The organism is Paenibacillus sp. FSL R5-0912 (assembly GCF_000758605.1).
GTDB lineage: Bacteria > Bacillota > Bacilli > Paenibacillales > Paenibacillaceae > Paenibacillus_AQ.
This window is the reverse complement of sequence record NZ_CP009282.1, coordinates 5087424-5106587: the sequence shown is the minus strand read 5'-3', so window position 1 is coordinate 5106587 and position 19164 is coordinate 5087424. Positions and strand designations below refer to the sequence as shown.

Genomic DNA, 19164 nt, shown 5'->3' with positions numbered 1-19164 from the left:
AAATATCACCGTAGTGACGGCTCAGCTTTACGTTGATGACTAAAGTTCATCCCACCCACCTCAAGGAGGAACCAACCATGACCGCAGTTACCCAAAGCAATATTCAAGAAGCAGCAATATATATCAAAGACAAATGTACCGTCGCCCCCGAGATCGGGCTGATTCTCGGCTCCGGTCTCGGTGTTCTGGCCGATCTGATCACAGACGAGGTAGTCATTCCTTATCATGAAATTCCCCATTTCCCCGTATCCACTGTTGAAGGACATGAAGGTGAACTGCTGATCGGTATGATCGAAGGCCGCCGCGTGGTCATGATGAAAGGCCGCTTCCACATGTACGAAGGGTACGGACCAGAAACTACGGCATTCCCGGTGCGCGTAATGAAAGAGCTGGGCGTAACCAGCCTGCTGGTTACTAACGCTGCCGGGGGGGTCAACACCGATTTCACACCGGGTGATCTGATGCTGATTACTGACCATCTGAACCTGACAGGCCGCAATCCGCTGACCGGACCGAATGATAATGCGCTGGGCGTACGTTTCCCGGATATGTCTTCGGCTTACAGCCCGCGCCTGATCGCAGCCGCCAAAGAAGCTGCTGCAGCGCTGAACTTCGAGTTCAAGGAAGGCGTATACGCCGGTCTGCTCGGACCCAACTATGAGACTCCTGCTGAAATCGTTATGCTGCGCCGCCAAGGGGCAGATGCAGTAGGGATGTCCACGGTATCTGAGACGATTGTGGCCCGTCATGCCGGTATTGAAGTGCTTGGTATTTCCTGCATCACCAACATGGCTGCCGGAATTCTGGAACAGCCGCTGAACCATGCAGAAGTGATGGAGACAGCGGAACGTGTGCGCGAGCAATTCCTGAAGCTGGTGCTGGCTTTTATTCCGAAGATGTAGTTCCTGCTTCAAGCTATTTACAAGACAATTCATATCCGGGAGGATCAACCTATGACAACACCATCAACAGTCCCATACGGCACTCAGGTTCAAGAAGCTGCTGAATATATTCAATCCAAATTCGGTTCTTACACACCGGGCATCGGACTTATTCTAGGCTCCGGCCTTGGGGATCTGGGCGATCAGATCGAAGATGCGGTATATCTGCCTTATGAAGAAATTCCGCATTTCCCGCGTTCCACGGTAGAAGGTCATGCCGGACGGTTCGTGATCGGTAAGCTGGAAGGCAAGGATGTTATGATCATGCAGGGCCGTTTCCACTACTATGAAGGTTATGAAATGCGCAAAGTGGTGCTGCCGGTATACGTAATGGCTAAGCTTGGCGTAGGCACACTCGTAATTACCAATGCAGGCGGCGGAATGAACAGAGCGTTCAAAGCCGGCGACCTTATGCTGATTACCGACCATCTGAATATGACTGGCGACAATCCGCTGATCGGACCGAATGATCCGGAGCTGGGTGTGCGTTTCCCTGATATGTCCCGTGCCTATGACCCTGAATATATTGCGCTGGCCAAGAAGCTTGCGGGTGAAGTTAAAGGTGTGGACGGCGAAGCGCTAGTGCTGCAGGAAGGCGTATATGCCGGCATCAGCGGCCCTACCTATGAAACTCCGGCTGAACTCAAAATGCTGGCCTACCTCGGCGGCGATGCCGTTGGGATGTCCACCGTGCCCGAAGTGATCGTAGCCAGCCACAGCAAGCTTCGCGTGCTCGGCATTACCTGTATCACGGATATGGCGATCGGGGACGAGCTGGAGCCGCTTACTCATGAGCAGGTGGTAAAAGTAGCTAACCTGACCAAACCGAAATTCATCGGCCTTGTGCGCGCCTTTGTCCGTGAGGTACAGGTATAATGCGTGCAGTTGATCTTATTCAGAAAAAAAGAGACGGCGGAGAGCTCAGCCGTGAAGAAATAGCTTTTCTGATTCAAGGCTACAGCAAAGGTGAAATTCCTGATTACCAGATTTCTGCCTTGGCGATGGCTGTCTATTTCCGCGGAATGAACGCACGGGAGACCGGTGATCTGACCCTGGAAATGGCGATGTCCGGTGACCAGGTGGATCTCAGTCCGATAGCCGGCATCAAGGTAGACAAGCATTCTACCGGTGGTGTTGGCGACAAAACGACGGTTGTTTTGGCCCCGCTTGTAGCCGCAGCCGGAGTTCCGGTGGCCAAAATGTCCGGACGCGGCCTCGGCCACACTGGCGGCACACTCGACAAGCTGGAGTCAATCACCGGATTCTCCGTGGAGATGGACCGGGAGCGATTCTTCACCCAGGTAGGGGAGATCGGCGCAGCTGTCATCGGCCAGTCCGGTAACATTACGCCTGCGGACAAGAAGTTGTACGCGCTGCGTGACGTGACTGCAACCGTGGAATCCATTCCGCTGATTGCCAGCTCCGTAATGAGCAAGAAGATCGCCGCAGGTGCGGATGCCATCGTACTTGATGTGAAGACCGGCAGCGGCGCGTTCATGAAGACGCTGGAGGATTCCATCGCACTCGCACAGGCAATGGTGGATATCGGCACGCATCTCGGCCGCAACACGGTCGCAGTGATCAGCGACATGGACCAGCCGCTGGGCTTCGGCATCGGTAATGCGCTGGAGATCAAAGAAGGCATTGAGACCTTGAACGGTCACGGGCCGAAGGATCTGCAGGAGGTCTGCCTCATTCTGGGCAGCCAGATGCTGGTGCTCGGCGGCAAGGCGAAGGACGAAGAAGAAGCGCGCTCCATTCTGCTGTCCCATATCAAAGACGGCAGTGCGCTGGACAAGTTCAAGCAGATGGTGTCTGCCCAAGGCGGCGATGCCACGCAGATTGAGTCGCCGGATACTTTGCCGGCAGCGCGCAAGTTCATCGAAGTGAAGGCGGAAGCCGCAGGGTATGTGGAGAGCATTCAGGCCGAAGAGATCGGCGTAGCGGCAATGCTGCTCGGCGCCGGACGCGAAACGAAGGAATCCGTCATCGACCTGGCCGTTGGCATTCAGCTGGCGATTAAGGTCGGCGATGCCGTAGCCGCAGGCGATACGCTTGCCGTGCTGCATGTGAATGATGCCAGTGAGAGCAAAGTGCAGGAAGCCGAAGCCAAGGTGCTGGAAGCTTACCGCATCTCCGCTCAGCCGGTTCCGCCGCAGCCACTGGTATTCGCGCTGGTGACTAAGGATGGCGTAACGCGCTACTAAACCGGGTTACCGATTCCTGATTGCTTAGCAATGAATAATGAATAGCCAAAGAAGCCCTACGACCAGTGAATTGCTGGCGTAGGGCTTTTTGTAATATAGAATTTAAGCGTGAAAGCCTATAGTGCGCGGAAGGCCTGCTGTTACAGCTGCAGATTCTCCTCCACGGCCAGCATCATCCGGTAAGTCCCTCTACTCCGGTTGCAGAGAGCGGTGAAGGTTACGCCGCTTGCCGGATAGACTGCTGAGCGAAAGGAGACCCCGGGATCGGAGCCCATGAGATGGTATTTTAACACCCCGCCGTTTCGGATCGTAATCCACACTCCATAGCCGTAGTAAGTATCCTCATCCTCAAGAATATGCGGTGTGAGCAGCAGGGCAGTCGTCTCTGGCTGCAGCAGCTTGTGCCCTAGCAGGCATGTCCACAGCTTCTGCATATCCGCTGCCGTGACAAAAGCACCGCCATCGCCGCCGCCCACCACCGGAATGGAATAGATGTTGCTGATATTCTCTCCGGTCTCATTGTCGATATAACCGAGAGCTGTATTGGCCGGGAGGGCATCCAGGGCGAAATAACCGGAATCCTTCATCCCGCAAGGCTGGAAAATATGCTGCTCCACATAATCCGTGAAATTCATTCCGCTGACCGCTTCGACTACCAGACTAAGCAAGATATAACCCGCATTGTTATAGTGGAAACGATCGCCGGGAGTGAATTTCATCGGCAGGGCTGCAAATAGTGCCAGGAAATCACCGGGTCGCCTGAGCGTATACATCGGTATCTCCTCCCAAAGTGCTGCGAAGTCGTCCATAACCTCCTCATCGAAATAATCCGGAATGCCCGAGCTATGCGTCAGCAGCTGATGAACCGTGATCTCCGGGCTGAACAAGGGGAACTTCTGCTCATGTAAAACTTCCAGTACCTTGCCGTCAAAAGAAAGCTTGCCCTGCTCCACCAGCTGGCAGATGGCTACTGCTGTGAACAGTTTGCTGCCGGAAGCAATCCCGAAGCAGGTGTTAAGCTGATTAATCCGTTCCTCCGCTACATTGGAGTGTCCGCAAGCAGCCGCTGCGAGGGTCTGATCGTGTTGCGTAACCAGTACCGTACCCGAAAATCCGGAGAGCAGAACTTCCTGATCGATGGTTTGTTGGAGCTCTTTTTGAGGCTCAGTCTGTTCCAGCTTCATGTAGTAACCCTCTTCCATAATTTGATGATGTGTAACCTTCTTTTAATTCGCCATATGGAATAATTAACCTTTATTTATATTTCTTTATGTGATGAAACGGGGTATTTAGGGGTTTAATGGATGCCGGATGCTGCTTAAAGGCCGAAGAGTGTACCTTGCGCGTAAGGTTTATGTGCAAAGGACAAGAAAAACAACTTAGTTTTGGCAGGGCGGTACATTGTGGACGTTTCGAATTTTAAGATAGTATGAATTCAAACATCACAATCATGAGCATGCATCCGGGGAGGAATTATAATGGCACTTCATCAGACAATTACAGTTTTGAACGCACTGGACAGCGCTTATGTTAATGGTGAGCAGGTCAGGCAGTTATTCGCAGCATATCCTGCGGTTAAGGTTGAGGTTCAGAAAGTGGAAGGTGAAAAAGGCAGTACGGAATTCGTCAAAATCACCATTCCGGGCAGTCAAGGCAAGCTTGGAGGCGGCAGCGCGCCAACCTTCGGAATTGTCGGCAGACTTGGCGGAATAGGAGCGCGCCCCAGCCGGATCGGCATTGTCTCTGATGCAGACGGCGCAGTGGCGGCAATCGCTGCGGCACTGAAGCTGGCAAACATGCAGACCAAAGGAGACGTACTGCAGGGTGACGTCCTGGTTACGACGCATATTTGCCCGGATGCTCCGACACTGCCGCATGAGCCCGTTGATTTCATGGATTCCCCGGTGGATATCCTGCAGATGAATGAGCACGAGGTATTGCCGGAGATGGAAGCGATTATTTCTATTGATACGACCAAGGGCAACCGTGTGGTGAATCATAAAGGCATTGCAATCTCACCTACGGTCAAAGAAGGGTACATTCTGCGGGTCAGTGAGGATCTGCTGCGCATCATGGAAATGACGACAGGACAGTATCCGGTTACTTTTCCGGTAACTACGCAGGATATTACTCCTTACGGTAACGGACTATATCATATCAATTCCATCCTGCAGCCGGCAGTAGCGACTTCGGCTCCTGTTGTAGGGTTGGCGATTACTGCCCAGTCCATGGTGCCCGGCTGCGGTACAGGGGCTAGCCATGAGATTGATATTGCCCAGGCGGTGCGTTTTGCCATTGAGACAGCCAAAGAGTACACTCAAGGCATATGCTCTTTCTACAACGAAGCTGAATTCGCACAGATTACCGAGCTGTACGGTTCGATGAAAGTGCTGCAGACGCTGGGTAAACCGGCTGTAACCTCTCACTAGGAATAGAACGGAATAATTAGCAGGCGCTGAGCAAGGTTCAGCGCCTGCTAAATGTATACAGGCATGGGTTTGCCACGATTTCAATCCGTATAGAGAAGCGGGAGGGAGCAAGATGAGTAATAATATAGGGTTAATCACGATCGGACAAGCTCCCAGGAACGATGTTGCGCCGATTATTGAGAAGTATCTGGAAGGTAAGGCCGGACTGGTTCAGTCCGGGGTACTTGACGGATTCACTGCTGACCAGGTACGCGAATTCTATAGTCCTGGACCGGGGGAGTATGTGCTGACTACCCGCATGACGGACGGATCAGCTGCGGTAATCTCCCGCGAGCGGATAAAGTCCGTTTTGCAGGGGAAGGTTGATGCTATGGAAGCTGCTGGAATTCAGACGATTCTGCTGGCCTGTACCGGTGTTTTTCCGGGACTTCATACGGCCAAGGCCCATCTGATTGAACCGGACCGGATTATCCCTCCGGTTGTTATGGCGATGCTTGACGGACGCCGGCTGGGGCTGATTGGTCCTCTGCCCGAGCAGGAAGAGAGCATGAATGAGAAATTCGCGGGAGCCGGAGCGCGGCTGCCGTTTGCAGCTGCTTCTCCGTATACCGGTACGGAAGCGGATTTCCGAGCGGCTGCTGAGCGCCTGCGGGACTTGGCGGATGTGATTGTGCTTGACTGTATGGGATATGTGGAGCAGCATAGACAGTGGGCGGCCTCCGCAGGAGTGCCTGCCGTGCTGTCCAATGCCCTGATGGGCAAGCTGGTAGCAGAAATGGTGTAACCGGGAGGAAACGAGAATGAGTGAGCAACGAATACTGATTAGCATGAATGTCCTTAAGGACTGTCTGGGGCTTGGCAGCGGTGAATTGCTGGCTGTAGTGGCCGATGACGACAAGCGGGAGCTTGCCGAATCCGTCTATGAAGCAGGGAAGCGGCTCGGGGCGGAATCGATGCTATTGATTATGCAGGCACGGAGCAAATCCGGCGAGGAGCCGCCGGCTCCGATTGCTGAAGCTATGGCCAAAGCGGATGTGGCGATATGCATTACGACACATTCGATGACACATACGGCGGCGCGCAAGCAGGCAGCCGCAGCGGGAACGCGGGTGGCGACCATGCCGGGCATGACAGATGACATGTTCAGCCATGGCGCGATCACTGCGGACTATGCGCAGGTGAAGACATTAACAGAGCAGGTTGCTGCGCTGCTGTCTGAGGGAAGCCAGGTGCGTGTAGTTAAAGACGGACTGAGTCTGAGCTTTTCGATTGAGGGCCGGGATGGCGTGCTCAGCACCGGATTGTATCTGAATCCGGGCGAATCGGGCAACCTGCCTTCGGGCGAGGCTTATATTGCGCCAATGGAGGGTACAGCCACCGGCCAGATTAAGGTGGACGGTTCGATTGCAGGTATTGGCGCGCTGAACTGCCCGATGGTGCTGGCGGTAGAGCGGGGCCGTTTGGTTAGTGCAGAAGGCGAGAGCGGTGACAGGCTGCTGGATATGCTTGGTCCCGGTGACGGCAGGCTCCTGGGCGAGTTCGGCATTGGTACAAACAGCAAGGCCAGAATTACAGGTGTGGTGCTGGAGGATGAGAAGGTCTACGGGACCATCCATGTCGCTTTTGGCAGCAATAATACGTTCGGCGGGGTTGTAGCGGCTGGTGTGCATATTGATGCCGTTGTGATGAAGCCGGATGTATATATTGATGATAAGCTGATTATGCGTGCAGGAGAACTGCTCTAGGCTGCGCGGCTGCTGTGTTGTTGTCAGGGTTATGGCGGTACGGAATGAAGCAAAAGTATATGGTGAGGATATTCAGAACGCAGAACAATGGCTGACCAGGGGGAGATAAGGATGCTTGGAATTATACGTGTAATCACACTGCAAGAGGAGTCTGCAATTCATTTGCACGGAGAATTGATTGAACACCGGTATGGCCTGCCGGTAATCAGCCGCTGTATTCCTGATCAGCCTCAGGGCGTATACAATGACGAGACCGAAGCAGAGTCAGTGCCGAAGATTATCAGCCTGGCCCGGGATCTGGAGCAGCAGGGCTGTACGGTCATCGGCATCAGCTGTGCCGCGGATCCCGCGCTGCTGGAAGCTAGGATGGCAGTAAATGTACCGGTTCTGGGCGCAGGCTCTTGTGCAGCCCATATGTCGCTGGCATACAGCGATAAGATTGGCGTGCTGACGATCCTGACCGAAGTGCCGCCGCTGATCCGCAGCATTCTCGGCGATGCTTACCTCGGCATGGACCGGCCTGATGGGGTAACGACCACTCTTGATTTGGGTACGCCTGCCGGACGGGCAGGCGCACTTGCCGGAGCAGCCCGGCTGGTGGAACGCGGTGCGCAGGCCATAGTCCTCGCCTGCACCGGGTTTGCCACCATCGGCCTGGCGGCGGAGCTGGAAGAACAGCTCGGCATCCGCGCGTTTGATCCGATCCTTGCGCTTGGCGCTGCGGCCGCTGCGGCTGCTTCCTTGCCTGGGGGAGTGCGGCGCTGATTGCGCTGTGCAAGATGCTAAGCAGGGATACTAGTGCAAAGTAGAGTTACTAGTGCAAAGTAGAGTTACTAGTGCAAAGTAGAGTTACTAGTGCAAAGTAGAGTTACTAGTGCAAAGTAGAGTTACTAGTGCAAAGTAGAGTTACTAGTGCAAAGTAGAGTTACTAGTGCAAAGTAGAGTTATTAGTTCAAAGTACAGATAAAGTTAAGCGTTCCTCCAGACTTCGGGTCCGGGGAACGTTTTTGGTTGTTGAACTAGTTGTTTAACAAGCTGTTGAACAAATTGAGTAACTAAATCAAGATTTTTTGTCACGTCAGCGAGCTGTTCCTGAATGAAGGAGAGTGTAAATTGAGATAAGTGGGGAGGGAGAGGAAGTGAGGAAGTGAGGGGCACTAATGCCCCTGAAACCGCCGAAAGTCGCCCGCTGCCTGAAATGAGGGGCACTAATGCCCCTGAAACCGCCGAAAGTAGCCCGCCGCCTGAAATGAGGGGCACTAATGCCCCTGAAACCGCCAGAAGTAGCCCGCCGCCTGAAATCAGGCCACAACCTCCACTAATCTTGCCGCAAGCCCCCCCTCTGCAAGCCCACTTGCTCTCTTCTCCCCTGCCAAATTAATATTTATCTGCAATTTTATATATTTTTCCTGTGGCTGGGCGGGAATGTCTGATAAACTAGCGGGAATGCGAATGTAAGCTGGTGGCCTTCGAGTGGCTACGGGGGCTTACGGGTGATACGGGTACGTACAATTGGCATATTTCAGGAAAAATCATGAAATACTGAAGACAGCAGAGGGAGGCAGAATGTTGAATACACGAGGAATTACGCTACGGGAGCTGATGGAGCTCTCTGTTCTTGGGAAAGCGAAGGTTATTAGCGGCCAGCAGGGGCTGGACCGGGTAGTCCGGTTCGTAGATATTATGGAGGTTCCGGATCTGAAGGGCTGGATCAGTGAAGGCGTCATGCTGCTGACTACGGCGTATTCCATCCGCCATGATCCTTCGCTGCTGACTGAGCTGATCTATACACTCGACAATCTGGGTGCAGCGGCGCTGGCGATTAAGCCGGCCCGCTTCCTGAAGGAAATTCCCCAAGGAGCGATCGAGGCCAGCAATGCCTGCGGTCTGCCTATTGTGGAGATCCCGCCGGAGATTCCGTATACGGATATTACCCAGCCGGTGATGGAGCTGCTGCTCGGACGGCAGGCAATGCTGCTGCGCCGTGCGGAGGAGGTCTACCGCACGCTGACAACAATGGTGCTGGAGAACAGCGGCATTCAGGCGGTCAGCGATAATGTGGCGGATTTCCTGAAAGCACCGGTTACGCTTGTGGATACGGATCGGAAGATCATCGTATCCTCGCCGGCTGATTTCGACTGGTCACAGAGCCATGCTCCGCTGAACTGGAATATCCATGTGGACCGGCGGACGGTAGCCAGACTGTTGGTGGATAAAGAGCAGCTGGATGATATGGAGGAAGTGGGCATAGAGCAGGCCAGGCTTGTCTTCGCTCTGGAGCTGATGCGGCGCAAGGTCGCTGAGGATACCGAATTCCGGCTGCGCGGCAACTTCATCGATGAGCTGCTGACTCCGCCGCTGCCTTCGCGGCATGAGGTGGAGCGGCGGGCACGCCAGCTCGGGATGAATCCCGAGCATAAGTGGGAGGTTGCTGTAATCGAAGGGGAGACAGCACCGAGTGAGGAAACGGTGAACCGGCTGCTGGAGCGGGAAGCGAAGAAACGCGGAGTTACACCCCACGTAGAATACCGCTCCAGCCGGGCCGTGCTGTTCCTGCCCACGCAGGAGGGCCGTAAATTCACGCCGGGCGGAGATGCACAGGAGCCCTGGGAGAAGACGCTGGAGGGCTGGATGAAGGACAAAAGCGAAGGTCTCAGCAGCTACAGAAGCGGAATTGGCACCTCGGAATACCTGTGGGACATCCACACCAGCTACAACGAAGCGCGCAAAGCCTTGTCTATCTCCAGAAGGCTCGGACAAGGGACAGGCGGTGTCACCCGCTATGAAGAGATGGAGGTATACCACTTGCTGGAGGGCCTTGGCGGTCCGGGCTTCGAGCGGCTGTTCGAGCGTAAGCTGGGTAAGCTGCTGCAATACGACCAGGAGCATGACAGTAATATGATGCTGACGTTCTATCATTACCTGGAGTGCCGGGGCAGCCTGATTGAGACGGCGAACAGTCTATACATCCACCGCAACTCGGTCAAATACCGGCTGGAGCGGATCCGCGATATTACCGGCTTCGATCTGAATGATCCGCGCGAGCAGTTTGTCTGCCATTTGTGCCTGATTTACTACTACCTGCAGGAAAAATAGGCGGGACTGGAACTTTTATGGAATTGTATGTTAGGAAAGATTACATATAGAGGTGTTGATAGTGCACAATCGACAAACGGTTGTGCTTTTTTTTAGCTGAACGGGACGTAGAGTGGTGGTCAAATTCTATGTAGAATTAGCACAACTACTAAAGAGGACAAGGAAACCGCACAGTACCTGACATGGGAAGCGCGTTTCCGTCAACAAGAATGTCACAGCATGGATGGCATAGAAGCCGTAAGGGGGTTGATTCATTGTTTGCTTACACATTAAAAAGACTTGTGCAGATGATTCCAGCCTTGCTAGGTATTATCGTCATCACCTTCATTCTCTCAAGAGTGCTGCCGGGTGACCCGGCGATCATGCTGGCCGGAGAGCAGGCTCCGGAGGAGATTGTGGACAAGATCCGTCAGGATATGGGGCTCGACAAGCCGCTGTATATCCAGTTCTTCACTTACATCGGCCAATTGCTGCAAGGCAATATCGGCTATGCGTATCACACCGGACATACGGTAGCCAGCGATTTGGCTTCGCGGTTCCCGGCCACCATTGAGCTGACCCTGGCCAGCATTCTGATCGCGGTTCTGGTGGCGATTCCCGTCGGGATTGTCGCAGCTACCCGCAAAGAATCGTTTCTGGATCACATTTCACGGGTGTTCTCGCTGATAGGTGCATGCGTGCCGATTTTCTGGCTGGGCCTGATGTTCATTTACGTCTTTTATTCCATCCTCGGCTGGGCACCGGCACCGATGGGACGGATCAGCGGAGACTTGAATCCGCCGGTGCATATCACCGGGCTGTATATTCTGGACAGCATTCTCTCAGGTGATACCGCTGCACTCAAAAGCAGCCTCTCGCATCTGCTGCTTCCGGCTATCTGCCTCAGTACCGGCACCATGGCGATCATCGCCCGGATGACCCGTTCCAGCATGCTGGAGGTCGTGGATCAGGACTTTGTCCGCACCGCCCGGGCCAAAGGGCTGCGGGAATCAGCCGTCATCTACAAGCATGCGCTCGTCAATGCACTAATACCAACCTTGACCGTTCTCGGTCTGCAATTCGGCTTTTTGATGGGCGGCGCGGTCATTACGGAAACGATCTTCTCCTGGCCGGGAATCGGCGGCTATGTCACTGACTCCATTCTGGCTGCGGATTATGCGCCGATTCAAGCCTTTACTCTGGTCAGCGCAGTGCTCTACTGCGGAATTAACCTGGCGGTAGACCTGATCTATGGCTTCATTGACCCGAGAATCCGCTATGAATAGAACAGCATGTGTGAGAGGAGGAGATTGCTTGTGAGCACTGCAGCACATTCAGCACAGGGCAGTCCGGCCAAACCTGCTGCGGCGGTAAAACCCAAAACGTTGTTGTCCCTGCTGCTGCATAACCGTCTGGCTGCCCTGGGGCTAACCTTTATTCTGATCTGGACCGTGGTAGCCATTATCGCACCCTGGCTTGCACCGCATGATCCTTATGTAACGGATATGGCGAACAAACTCCAGGCGCCTTCAGGCAGCCACTGGTTCGGAACCGATAACTTCGGGCGTGATATTCTCAGCCGGGTACTGTACGGTGCACGGATCAGTATCTGGACCGGCCTGATCGCCGTCTCAATTTCCTTTGTCATCGGTGTGCCGCTCGGCGGAATTGCCGCTTACTATGGCGGCCGTACCGGCACCATCATCATGCGGCTGATGGATGTACTATTGTCCTTCCCGTCACTGGTCTTGTCCATGGCGATTGCCGCTTCGATTGGTGCAGGTCTCAGCAGTGCGATGATCGCCGTGGGGATTGTCGGCATCCCGGAATTTGCCCGGCTGATGTTCGGGCAGACTGTCTCGCTCCGTGAGAAGGAGTATATAGAAGCCAGCCGGGCGATCGGCGTGAAGAATACAGTCATCCTGTACCGCCACATCCTGCCGAACGCCCTGGCTCCACTGATGGTTCAGGCTACGCTCGGGATGGGCTTCGCCATCTTGACCGCTTCCAGTCTCAGCTTCCTCGGGCTTGGCGTCAGACCCCCGATTGCCGAATGGGGAGCGATGATTTCTGAAGGCCGGGAATACATTATTTCCGGGCAATGGTGGCTGGTTACTTTTCCAGGGTTGTCCATTGCCACTTCCATCTTAGGCTTTAACCTGCTCGGAGACGGTTTCCGGGACGTTCTTGATCCGCGGTTGCGTTCGGGTAAATAAGGCGGAGCAGGGGATCACTCCTCCGAAGCTCCGCAGTATCCCGGTAAATATAGATCACAGCTTGCCGGAGCTGTTGCGGCAGGGTGATCACAAGCAGCACCAGTATTACCAGTGCAGGCAGGATATAGAAAAGGGAGGAACTACTGATGAAAAGAGTTAAATTATTGTCCACACTCGTCGCTTTTTCAGTCATGCTTGCCGGATGCGCCAGCAGCGCCAATCCGCAGACACCTGCTGCCACTACAGCAGCTTCAGGAACTACAGGGACGGCTGCTCCTGCTGCCAAGTCAAATCTCACGGTTGCTTATTCCGAGGGCGGCACTACGCTCGACCCCGCAGAAGCTAACGATTTGACCTCCGATACACTCGTGCTTGCCGCTTATGATCAGCTGGTCACCTACGGCATCAAAACCGAAAATGGCGCAAGCATCGCCAACACTGAAGACATTCAGCCCATGCTGGCAGAGAGCTGGGAAGTGAACGCCGATAACACGGTGTACACCTTCAAGCTGAAATCCGGCGTGAGCTTCCAGAGCGGCAATCCGGTGGATGCCGAGGCGGTTGCGTATTCTTTTGACCGCGTGGCTAAATCAAGCTCCGGCAGCTTCCTCTACGGAATGGCGGCGATCAAGACAGTTACAGTCAAAGACGCTTCCACAGTTGAAATCACACTGACTAATGCCAATCATAATTTCCTGCAGATTCTCGCGATGTACACCTTCTCTATCGTGGATCAAAAGACTGTAGAAGCGCAGGGTGCTGACTACCTCAAAACGAATGCTGCCGGTTCCGGCCCGTTCACGCTTGAGAAGTGGGACCCGGCGACCGAAGCGGTCTTCACCGCTAATGAGAGCTACTGGCAGGGTGCGCCTAACCTCAGCAAAGTAACCCTGAAATTCACCAAAGAAGCCTCTAACCGCGTACTACTGCTGGATAAGGGCGATGTAGATATGGCGATCGAGATTCCTCCGAAGGATGTTGCCTCCCTGAAGAGCAACACGGATCTGACCGTCGCCTCCAATGCGAGCAACCGGATTCTGTTCTTCGCAATGAACAACAAGGTTAAACCGTTTGACAATGTAAAAGTCCGTCAGGCGATCAACTATGCGATTCCTTATGAGGAGCTGCTGAGCGGGGTAATGTACGGCCAGGCCAAGCAGATGAAGAGCTCTGTGGCGAGCAACACGCCGGGCTTCACCGATGCAGGCTACGTTTACGAGCACAACCTGGATAAAGCTAAAGAGCTGCTGACAGAAGCCGGCTATCCGGACGGATTTACCTTTGACTTCACACTCGGTTCAGGGTTCGATGACTGGGAGGATGATGCGGTCCTGATTCAGGCAGAACTGGCCAAAATCGGTGTGACCATGAACATCAACAAGTTGGCCCGTGCCCAGTTCCTGGAGCAGCAGAAGACGAACAACCTTACCTCCTATATTTCCAAATGGACATCATTTGTCAATGATCCAGGCTACCACCTCGGCTTTCTCCTGTACGGCAAAGGCTCTTCCAACTACATCAACTATTCAAATACTGAAGTAGACAAGCTGTGGGATGAGGCGAACCTGGAGACAGACGCAGCGAAACGGACGGCACTCTATGAGCAGGCACAGGAAATCATTACAACCGAAGCGCCTTGGGCTTATCTGTACGAGTACAACCGCATTGTCGGCATGAGCAACAAGATCAGCGGTTACGCCTTCTATCCGGATGAAGTCATCCGTTTCTATCCGCTTTCGATTACAGAATAAGCAGGTTTGGCAAAAGAGAGCGGACGGGCCATTGGCTTTGTCCAAATATAAGAACTTATTGGTTTCACATGATAACTTATCCTTATATTTCTCGCTGAAACGGTACCGTCCTTAACAAGGACGGTACAGCCGTTTCTACTTGCTCTTCTTTTTCACAAATTCATACAACCCCACGCCAGCCGCAGGGCAGGTACCAGGGAACGTAAAGGAGAATCACAACCATGACTGACTGGAAAAGCAAAGTGCTGGCGGCGATTGATGCAGAGCAGGATCAGCTGCTGGAGCTGTGCTCACAGCTCATCCGTTTTCCCTCGGAGAATCCCCCGGGCGATTCGCGCGAGATCAGCGCTTTTATCATTGATTATTTGAAGCAGGCTGGCATAGATACAAGTATCCATCCGGCAACCGATACGATGCTGAATCTGGTGTCTACACTGGGTACAGGGGCTGAACAGCCGTCCGGCAAAAACCTGATCTTCTGCGGACATACGGATGTCGTGCCTGCCGGAGACCGATCGCGCTGGGATTTCGATCCGTTCTGCGGAGATATCGTTGACGGCTATCTGCTGGGCAGAGGGGCCTCCGATATGAAAGCCGGCCTGGCCGGGCTGATCTATGTGACAGCGCTGCTGTCGAAGCTGGGCGTTCCGCTGGGAGGCGACTTGTCCCTCCTGATCGTGCCGGATGAAGAAACCGGCGGCCACCTGGGTGTGCCTTGGGTGCTGGAACGCGGCTTGATCAGCGGAACGGCAGCAGTTATCGCCGAGCCTTCCGGTCCGCTGAACCCGACGATCGGGCAAAAGGGCAGCTGCTGGTTCGAATTCACCGTCGAAGGCACGCCGGGCCACGGCAGCCTGTCGCCGGTTGTCGGCGACAGCGCGATTGTCAAAGCAGCCAAGGGCATCGAGGCCTTGCAGCGTCTCTGGGATATCAAAGTCGATATTCCAGATGAAGTGAAGGAGATCATCCGCATCTCGCAGGATTATGTGAAGGAGCGCGAACAGGACGGCTCGATCGCCTATCAGGTATTCGATCATGTGACGGTGAATATCGGAACGATCCAGGGCGGAACCAAAGTAAATGTGGTGGCGGACCGCTGCACGATCCAGGTCGATTCCCGTGTACCGTTCGGCGTAGACTACCGTGATGTGCTTGACCGTGCCCGTTCCCTGCTGCTGGAGGCAGGCATTGAGTCCGAAGTGAAGGGCTTCGGCTTCCAGGGCAATGCCAACTGGACCTCGAATGAGGAGCCGGTCGTCAGTGACCTGGTGGAGAGCATCTGTGAAGTCAGCGGGGAAGAAGCTTACGGGGTGCTACAATGGGCGTCCAGTGATGCCCGCCATTTCCGGACGCATAACATACCTGTACTGCAATACGGCCCGGCTGAGCTGTCAACGATTCATAACTTTAACGAGAAGGCACCGGTCTGGCAGATCATCCAATGTGCGAAAGTATATGCCCTGACGGCACTTAAATATCTGGGCGTGGAAGATACAGAGAACTGAATGATTAATTTGTGGGAGGGGCAATTATGACAGAACTGCTGGAAGTATCAGGGCTATGCACCGAATTTCAGACAGCGGCAGGCACGATCCGCGCGGTGGACGGCATCAGTCTGTCAGTGCGCAAAGGGGAGACGCTGGGGATTGTCGGCGAATCCGGCTGCGGCAAAAGTATCACCTCCCTGTCGATCATGCAGCTTCTGCCCAAACGGATTAGCCGGATTGCCTCCGGCCACATCAGGTTTGAGGGCAAGGATATGCTGGAGATGTCGATGAAGGAGGTGCGGGGTATCCGGGGCAACCGGATTGCGATGATTTTTCAGGAGCCGATGACCTCGCTGAATCCGGTATTTAAGATCGGCCGCCAGATTTCTGAATCTGCGCGCTACCATTTGAAGCTGAGCAAGAAGGAAGCGGCGGAGCGGGCGGTGGAGATGCTGCGCAAGGTTGGGATTCCCCGGCCGGAAAAGATCGCGCAGCAGTATGCCCATCAGCTCTCCGGAGGCATGCGCCAGCGGGTAATGATCGCGATGGCGATGGTCTGCAATCCCCAGCTGCTGATCGCGGATGAGCCTACAACGGCACTGGACGTAACCATTCAGGCACAGATCCTTGATCTGATGCGCGAGCTGCAGGTGAAGGAGGGCATGTCCATTCTGATGATTACGCATGATCTTGGCGTAGTCGCCGAGATGTGTGACCGGGTCGTCATTATGTATGCCGGTCAGATCGTGGAAGAGACGGATGTAGCTGCCTTGTACAGCAATCCGCTGCATCCGTATACCCGGGGGCTGCTGGCTTCCCTGCCTCAGCTTGCGGGTGATGAGGACCGGCTCAGCTCCATCCCGGGCCAGGTGCCGAATCCGGCTAACCTGCCGTCCGGGTGCCGGTTCGCGCCGCGCTGTCCGGTGGCTGTAGAGCGCTGCAGTGAGAAGCTTCCGGAGCTGCTTGAGGTGCAGCCGGGCCACACATGCCGCTGTATTCTGCAGCAGGAGGGAGTCATATGAGCACAATCCTTGAAGTCCGCAACCTGAAGAAGCATTATCCGATCCGCAAAGGCTTCTTCTCCAAGCAGGTCGGTGCTGTAAAAGCAGTAGACGGCATTACGTTATCCGTACAGCAGGGGGAGACGCTTGCGGTGGTCGGTGAATCCGGCTGCGGCAAATCCACCACCGGCCGGGCCATCCTGCGGCTGATTGAGCCGACGGAAGGCGAGATTATGTTTAACGGCACCGATGTGCGCGCTCTGAGTACTGAACAGCTGCGCAGGTTCCGTACCGATATGCAAATGGTGTTCCAGGACCCTTATGCTTCACTCGACCCGCGCTGGACCGTCCAGCGTATACTGGAGGAGCCGCTTCGTACACACGAGTCCGCTCCGGCCAGCGAGCTCAAAAGCCGGGTAGAGCAGCTGATGGAGGTGGTGGGCTTGTCCCCCTATCAAGCCCACCGCTTTCCCCATGAATTCTCCGGCGGCCAGCGGCAGCGGATCGGGATTGCCCGGGCGCTTGCACTGAATCCGAAGTTCATTGTCTGTGACGAGCCGGTATCTGCACTGGATGTCTCTATCCAGGCCCAGGTGCTGAATCTGATGCAGGATCTGCAGGAGCAATATGGCCTTACCTATATGTTCATTTCCCATGACCTGTCCGTTGTGAAATTTATCAGTGACCGCGTGGCAGTGATGTACCTCGGACGGATCGTCGAGCTGGCACCGACGGGGTCACTGTTCGCGAAGCCGCTGCATCCCTATACGCAGGCGCTGATGTCGGCAGTCCCAGTGCCGAGTCCGGGAGTGAAGAAGCAGCGGATTGTCCTGACCGGTGACGTTCCGAATCCGGAGACGCCGCCGAGCGGCTGCGCCTTCCATCCGCGTTGCCCCTATGCCATGGACCGCTGCAAGAAAGAGGCTCCGGTGCTGCGCGAGCTGGACTCGGGCCATCAGGTCTCCTGCCATTTGTATTAATGCATATAATGTAGAGTTAAGGGCCATCCGGCAGCGGGTGGCCCTTGCTGTGCGCGGGTGAGAGTCAGACTTTAGCCCTAGTATGGCAAGCCGAAACAGATACGAGTGTCATCTAGGAGCAGCGCCTTATTTTCTACGTTGTTCGTCCGTTGTTAAGTGCCATTCTTTTCAGAAACAACACTGAAATATTTCATTTAAAATTGAAATAAATAATTAACCAACCTATAATTATAATTAAATAACATCTGAAATGGGAGGAGATGGAAGGGGAAAGTGAAAAAAAGACGTGAATTATGGATTGATGCGGCCAAGGGCTTCAGTATTATTTTTGTAGTGATGGGCCATTCCGGCGATGCGGCAGCGAATCATTATTTGTCCTGGTTCCGGATGCCGTTGTTCTTTCTGCTAAGCGGGCTGGTGTTCAAACCGGTCGATCCCGGACGTTATCTGGGTTGGGCGGCGAAACGGACCAAGGGACTGATGACTCCCTATTTTGCCTACGGTCTCCTGATTGCGGTGGTACTGCTGCTGTTCAGCTTCAATATACGGGGATTCGCGGAAAATATAGCGAGGCTGTTCTACGGGGGGCTGTCGCTGACCGGTCCTTACGGGGTGTTCTGGTTCATCACCTGCCTGCTGTTTACGCAATTGCTCTTTGGATACATCGTCAGATATTCCCGCAGAACACAACTTCTCCTGATCACCTCCGCCTACCTTGTCTCCCATTTGATCTCCCTGACCGCGCTTAAGAACTTCAATCTTCCCTGGAACATCGATGTTGCACTGCTTGCGGTTACTTATTATGCACTCGGGTTCTATGGCAAACAAGCCATTCCTACGCTAATCAGCCGCTATTCGGCCTTGCTGGTACTGCTTCCTTTGTCTACACTTGTGCTGCTGCTGGAACGGACAGGTGTCATTCATTACAGTCTGAATATGAAATACAAAGAATATGAGTCGCTGGTGCTGGATCTGGCTGTTCCGCTGCTGATTTCCTTGTCGATCTGTGCGGCGGTGTACCAGCTTGCAAGGCTGATTCCGCTGGGCTGGATGGGCAGCCTTGGAAGGAATACCATCACCATTATGTATCTGCATCTGCCTTTGAATTACAGCCTTAAATATCTGCTTGGTGCGGATTACGGGCTGGTACCCTTCACACTGATTGGAGTGGTTCTGCCGCTGCTTATCGCCAAGTGGACTGAGCGCTACCCGGTATTGTCGAAGCTCTATCTTGGAAAAGGTACAGGCAATCATCCGGCAAACCGGCACGGCAAGGCTGCATCTGTCTCTAGTAATGGATGAATCTGCTGCATAAATAGGCAAAGCTATTGA

16 protein-coding genes are annotated in these 19164 nt (G+C 54.2%); 15 read left to right on the top strand and 1 reads right to left on the bottom strand.

Going from position 1 to position 19164, the window contains the following annotated elements; all coding sequences use genetic code 11:
• Positions 1 to 77: 77 nt before the first annotated feature.
• Genes R50912_RS21705 through R50912_RS21695 form a run of 3 tightly spaced genes read left to right on the top strand, consistent with a single transcriptional unit; the run spans position 78 to position 3148 of the window.
• Positions 78 to 902, top strand: coding sequence for a purine-nucleoside phosphorylase (locus tag R50912_RS21705; protein ID WP_042237780.1), 825 nt, complete (start codon positions 78 to 80; stop codon positions 900 to 902).
• A 51-nt stretch (positions 903 to 953) separates the two neighbouring features.
• Positions 954 to 1817 (top strand): purine-nucleoside phosphorylase, encoded by an 864-nt coding sequence (locus R50912_RS21700; protein ID WP_042237778.1) that lies wholly within the window; start codon positions 954 to 956, stop codon positions 1815 to 1817.
• Positions 1817 to 3148, top strand: coding sequence for a pyrimidine-nucleoside phosphorylase (locus R50912_RS21695; protein WP_042237777.1), 1332 nt, complete (start codon positions 1817 to 1819; stop codon positions 3146 to 3148). The genes R50912_RS21700 and R50912_RS21695 overlap by 1 nt, the downstream gene beginning before the upstream one ends.
• Before the next feature lie 140 nt (positions 3149 to 3288).
• Here R50912_RS21695 and R50912_RS21690 read toward each other — a convergent pair whose 3' ends face one another.
• Positions 3289 to 4332 (bottom strand): serine hydrolase domain-containing protein, encoded by a 1044-nt coding sequence (locus R50912_RS21690; protein WP_042237776.1) that lies wholly within the window; start codon positions 4330 to 4332, stop codon positions 3289 to 3291.
• 294 nt (positions 4333 to 4626) lie between these two features.
• On the opposite strand from R50912_RS21690, the gene R50912_RS21685 reads away from it, so the two are divergent.
• The 12 genes from R50912_RS21685 (at position 4627) to R50912_RS21630 (ending at position 19134) form a co-directional block, all read left to right on the top strand.
• A complete protein-coding gene (locus R50912_RS21685) occupies positions 4627 to 5577 on the top strand; it encodes a DUF1177 domain-containing protein (protein ID WP_042237774.1) in 951 nt (316 codons plus the stop codon).
• 112 nt (positions 5578 to 5689) lie between these two features.
• Complete coding sequence (locus tag R50912_RS21680) at positions 5690 to 6361, top strand: AroM family protein (RefSeq protein WP_042237773.1); 672 nt, start codon at positions 5690 to 5692, stop codon at positions 6359 to 6361.
• A gap of 16 nt (positions 6362 to 6377) precedes the next feature.
• Positions 6378 to 7322, top strand: a complete 945-nt coding sequence (locus R50912_RS21675) for an aminopeptidase (RefSeq protein WP_042237772.1) — start codon at positions 6378 to 6380, stop codon at positions 7320 to 7322.
• A 111-nt stretch (positions 7323 to 7433) separates the two neighbouring features.
• Complete coding sequence (locus R50912_RS21670; RefSeq protein ID WP_042237771.1) at positions 7434 to 8087, top strand: aspartate/glutamate racemase family protein; 654 nt, start codon at positions 7434 to 7436, stop codon at positions 8085 to 8087.
• A gap of 804 nt (positions 8088 to 8891) precedes the next feature.
• Complete coding sequence (locus tag R50912_RS21665; protein ID WP_042237770.1) at positions 8892 to 10418, top strand: PucR family transcriptional regulator; 1527 nt, start codon at positions 8892 to 8894, stop codon at positions 10416 to 10418.
• Positions 10419 to 10672: 254 nt separating this feature from the next.
• Positions 10673 to 11683: an ABC transporter permease gene (locus R50912_RS21660; protein ID WP_197072953.1), complete on the top strand. Its 1011-nt coding sequence runs from the start codon at positions 10673 to 10675 to the stop codon at positions 11681 to 11683.
• 30 nt (positions 11684 to 11713) lie between these two features.
• Positions 11714 to 12613: an ABC transporter permease gene (locus R50912_RS21655; protein ID WP_042237769.1), complete on the top strand. Its 900-nt coding sequence runs from the start codon at positions 11714 to 11716 to the stop codon at positions 12611 to 12613.
• A 146-nt stretch (positions 12614 to 12759) separates the two neighbouring features.
• Positions 12760 to 14364, top strand: coding sequence for an ABC transporter substrate-binding protein (locus R50912_RS21650; protein ID WP_197072952.1), 1605 nt, complete (start codon positions 12760 to 12762; stop codon positions 14362 to 14364).
• A gap of 221 nt (positions 14365 to 14585) precedes the next feature.
• A complete protein-coding gene (locus R50912_RS21645; RefSeq protein ID WP_042237766.1) occupies positions 14586 to 15869 on the top strand; it encodes a M20 family metallopeptidase in 1284 nt (427 codons plus the stop codon).
• 26 nt (positions 15870 to 15895) lie between these two features.
• Complete coding sequence (locus R50912_RS21640) at positions 15896 to 16873, top strand: ABC transporter ATP-binding protein (protein WP_042237765.1); 978 nt, start codon at positions 15896 to 15898, stop codon at positions 16871 to 16873.
• Positions 16870 to 17832, top strand: a complete 963-nt coding sequence (locus tag R50912_RS21635) for an ABC transporter ATP-binding protein (RefSeq protein WP_042237763.1) — start codon at positions 16870 to 16872, stop codon at positions 17830 to 17832. Before R50912_RS21640 ends, R50912_RS21635 begins: the two co-directional genes overlap by 4 nt.
• A gap of 273 nt (positions 17833 to 18105) precedes the next feature.
• A complete protein-coding gene (locus R50912_RS21630; protein WP_042237761.1) occupies positions 18106 to 19134 on the top strand; it encodes an acyltransferase family protein in 1029 nt (342 codons plus the stop codon).
• The last annotated feature ends 30 nt before the right edge of the window (positions 19135 to 19164 follow it).

Bases quoted from the DNA above. Each gene is read 5' to 3' on its own strand.
- R50912_RS21695 (WP_042237777.1), top strand. From the start codon at position 1,817: ATGCGTGCAGTTGATCTTATTCAGAAAAAAAGAGACGGCGGAGAGCTC.
- R50912_RS21700 (WP_042237778.1), top strand. From the start codon at position 954: ATGACAACACCATCAACAGTCCCATACGGCACTCAGGTTCAAGAAGCT.
- R50912_RS21650 (WP_197072952.1), top strand. From the start codon at position 12,760: ATGAAAAGAGTTAAATTATTGTCCACACTCGTCGCTTTTTCAGTCATG.
- R50912_RS21675 (WP_042237772.1), top strand. From the start codon at position 6,378: ATGAGTGAGCAACGAATACTGATTAGCATGAATGTCCTTAAGGACTGT.
- R50912_RS21705 (WP_042237780.1), top strand. From the start codon at position 78: ATGACCGCAGTTACCCAAAGCAATATTCAAGAAGCAGCAATATATATC.
- R50912_RS21680 (WP_042237773.1), top strand. From the start codon at position 5,690: ATGAGTAATAATATAGGGTTAATCACGATCGGACAAGCTCCCAGGAAC.
- R50912_RS21635 (WP_042237763.1), top strand. From the start codon at position 16,870: ATGAGCACAATCCTTGAAGTCCGCAACCTGAAGAAGCATTATCCGATC.
- R50912_RS21645 (WP_042237766.1), top strand. From the start codon at position 14,586: ATGACTGACTGGAAAAGCAAAGTGCTGGCGGCGATTGATGCAGAGCAG.
- R50912_RS21690 (WP_042237776.1), bottom strand. From the start codon at position 4,332: ATGAAGCTGGAACAGACTGAGCCTCAAAAAGAGCTCCAACAAACCATC.
- R50912_RS21670 (WP_042237771.1), top strand. From the start codon at position 7,434: ATGCTTGGAATTATACGTGTAATCACACTGCAAGAGGAGTCTGCAATT.
- R50912_RS21685 (WP_042237774.1), top strand. From the start codon at position 4,627: ATGGCACTTCATCAGACAATTACAGTTTTGAACGCACTGGACAGCGCT.
- R50912_RS21640 (WP_042237765.1), top strand. From the start codon at position 15,896: ATGACAGAACTGCTGGAAGTATCAGGGCTATGCACCGAATTTCAGACA.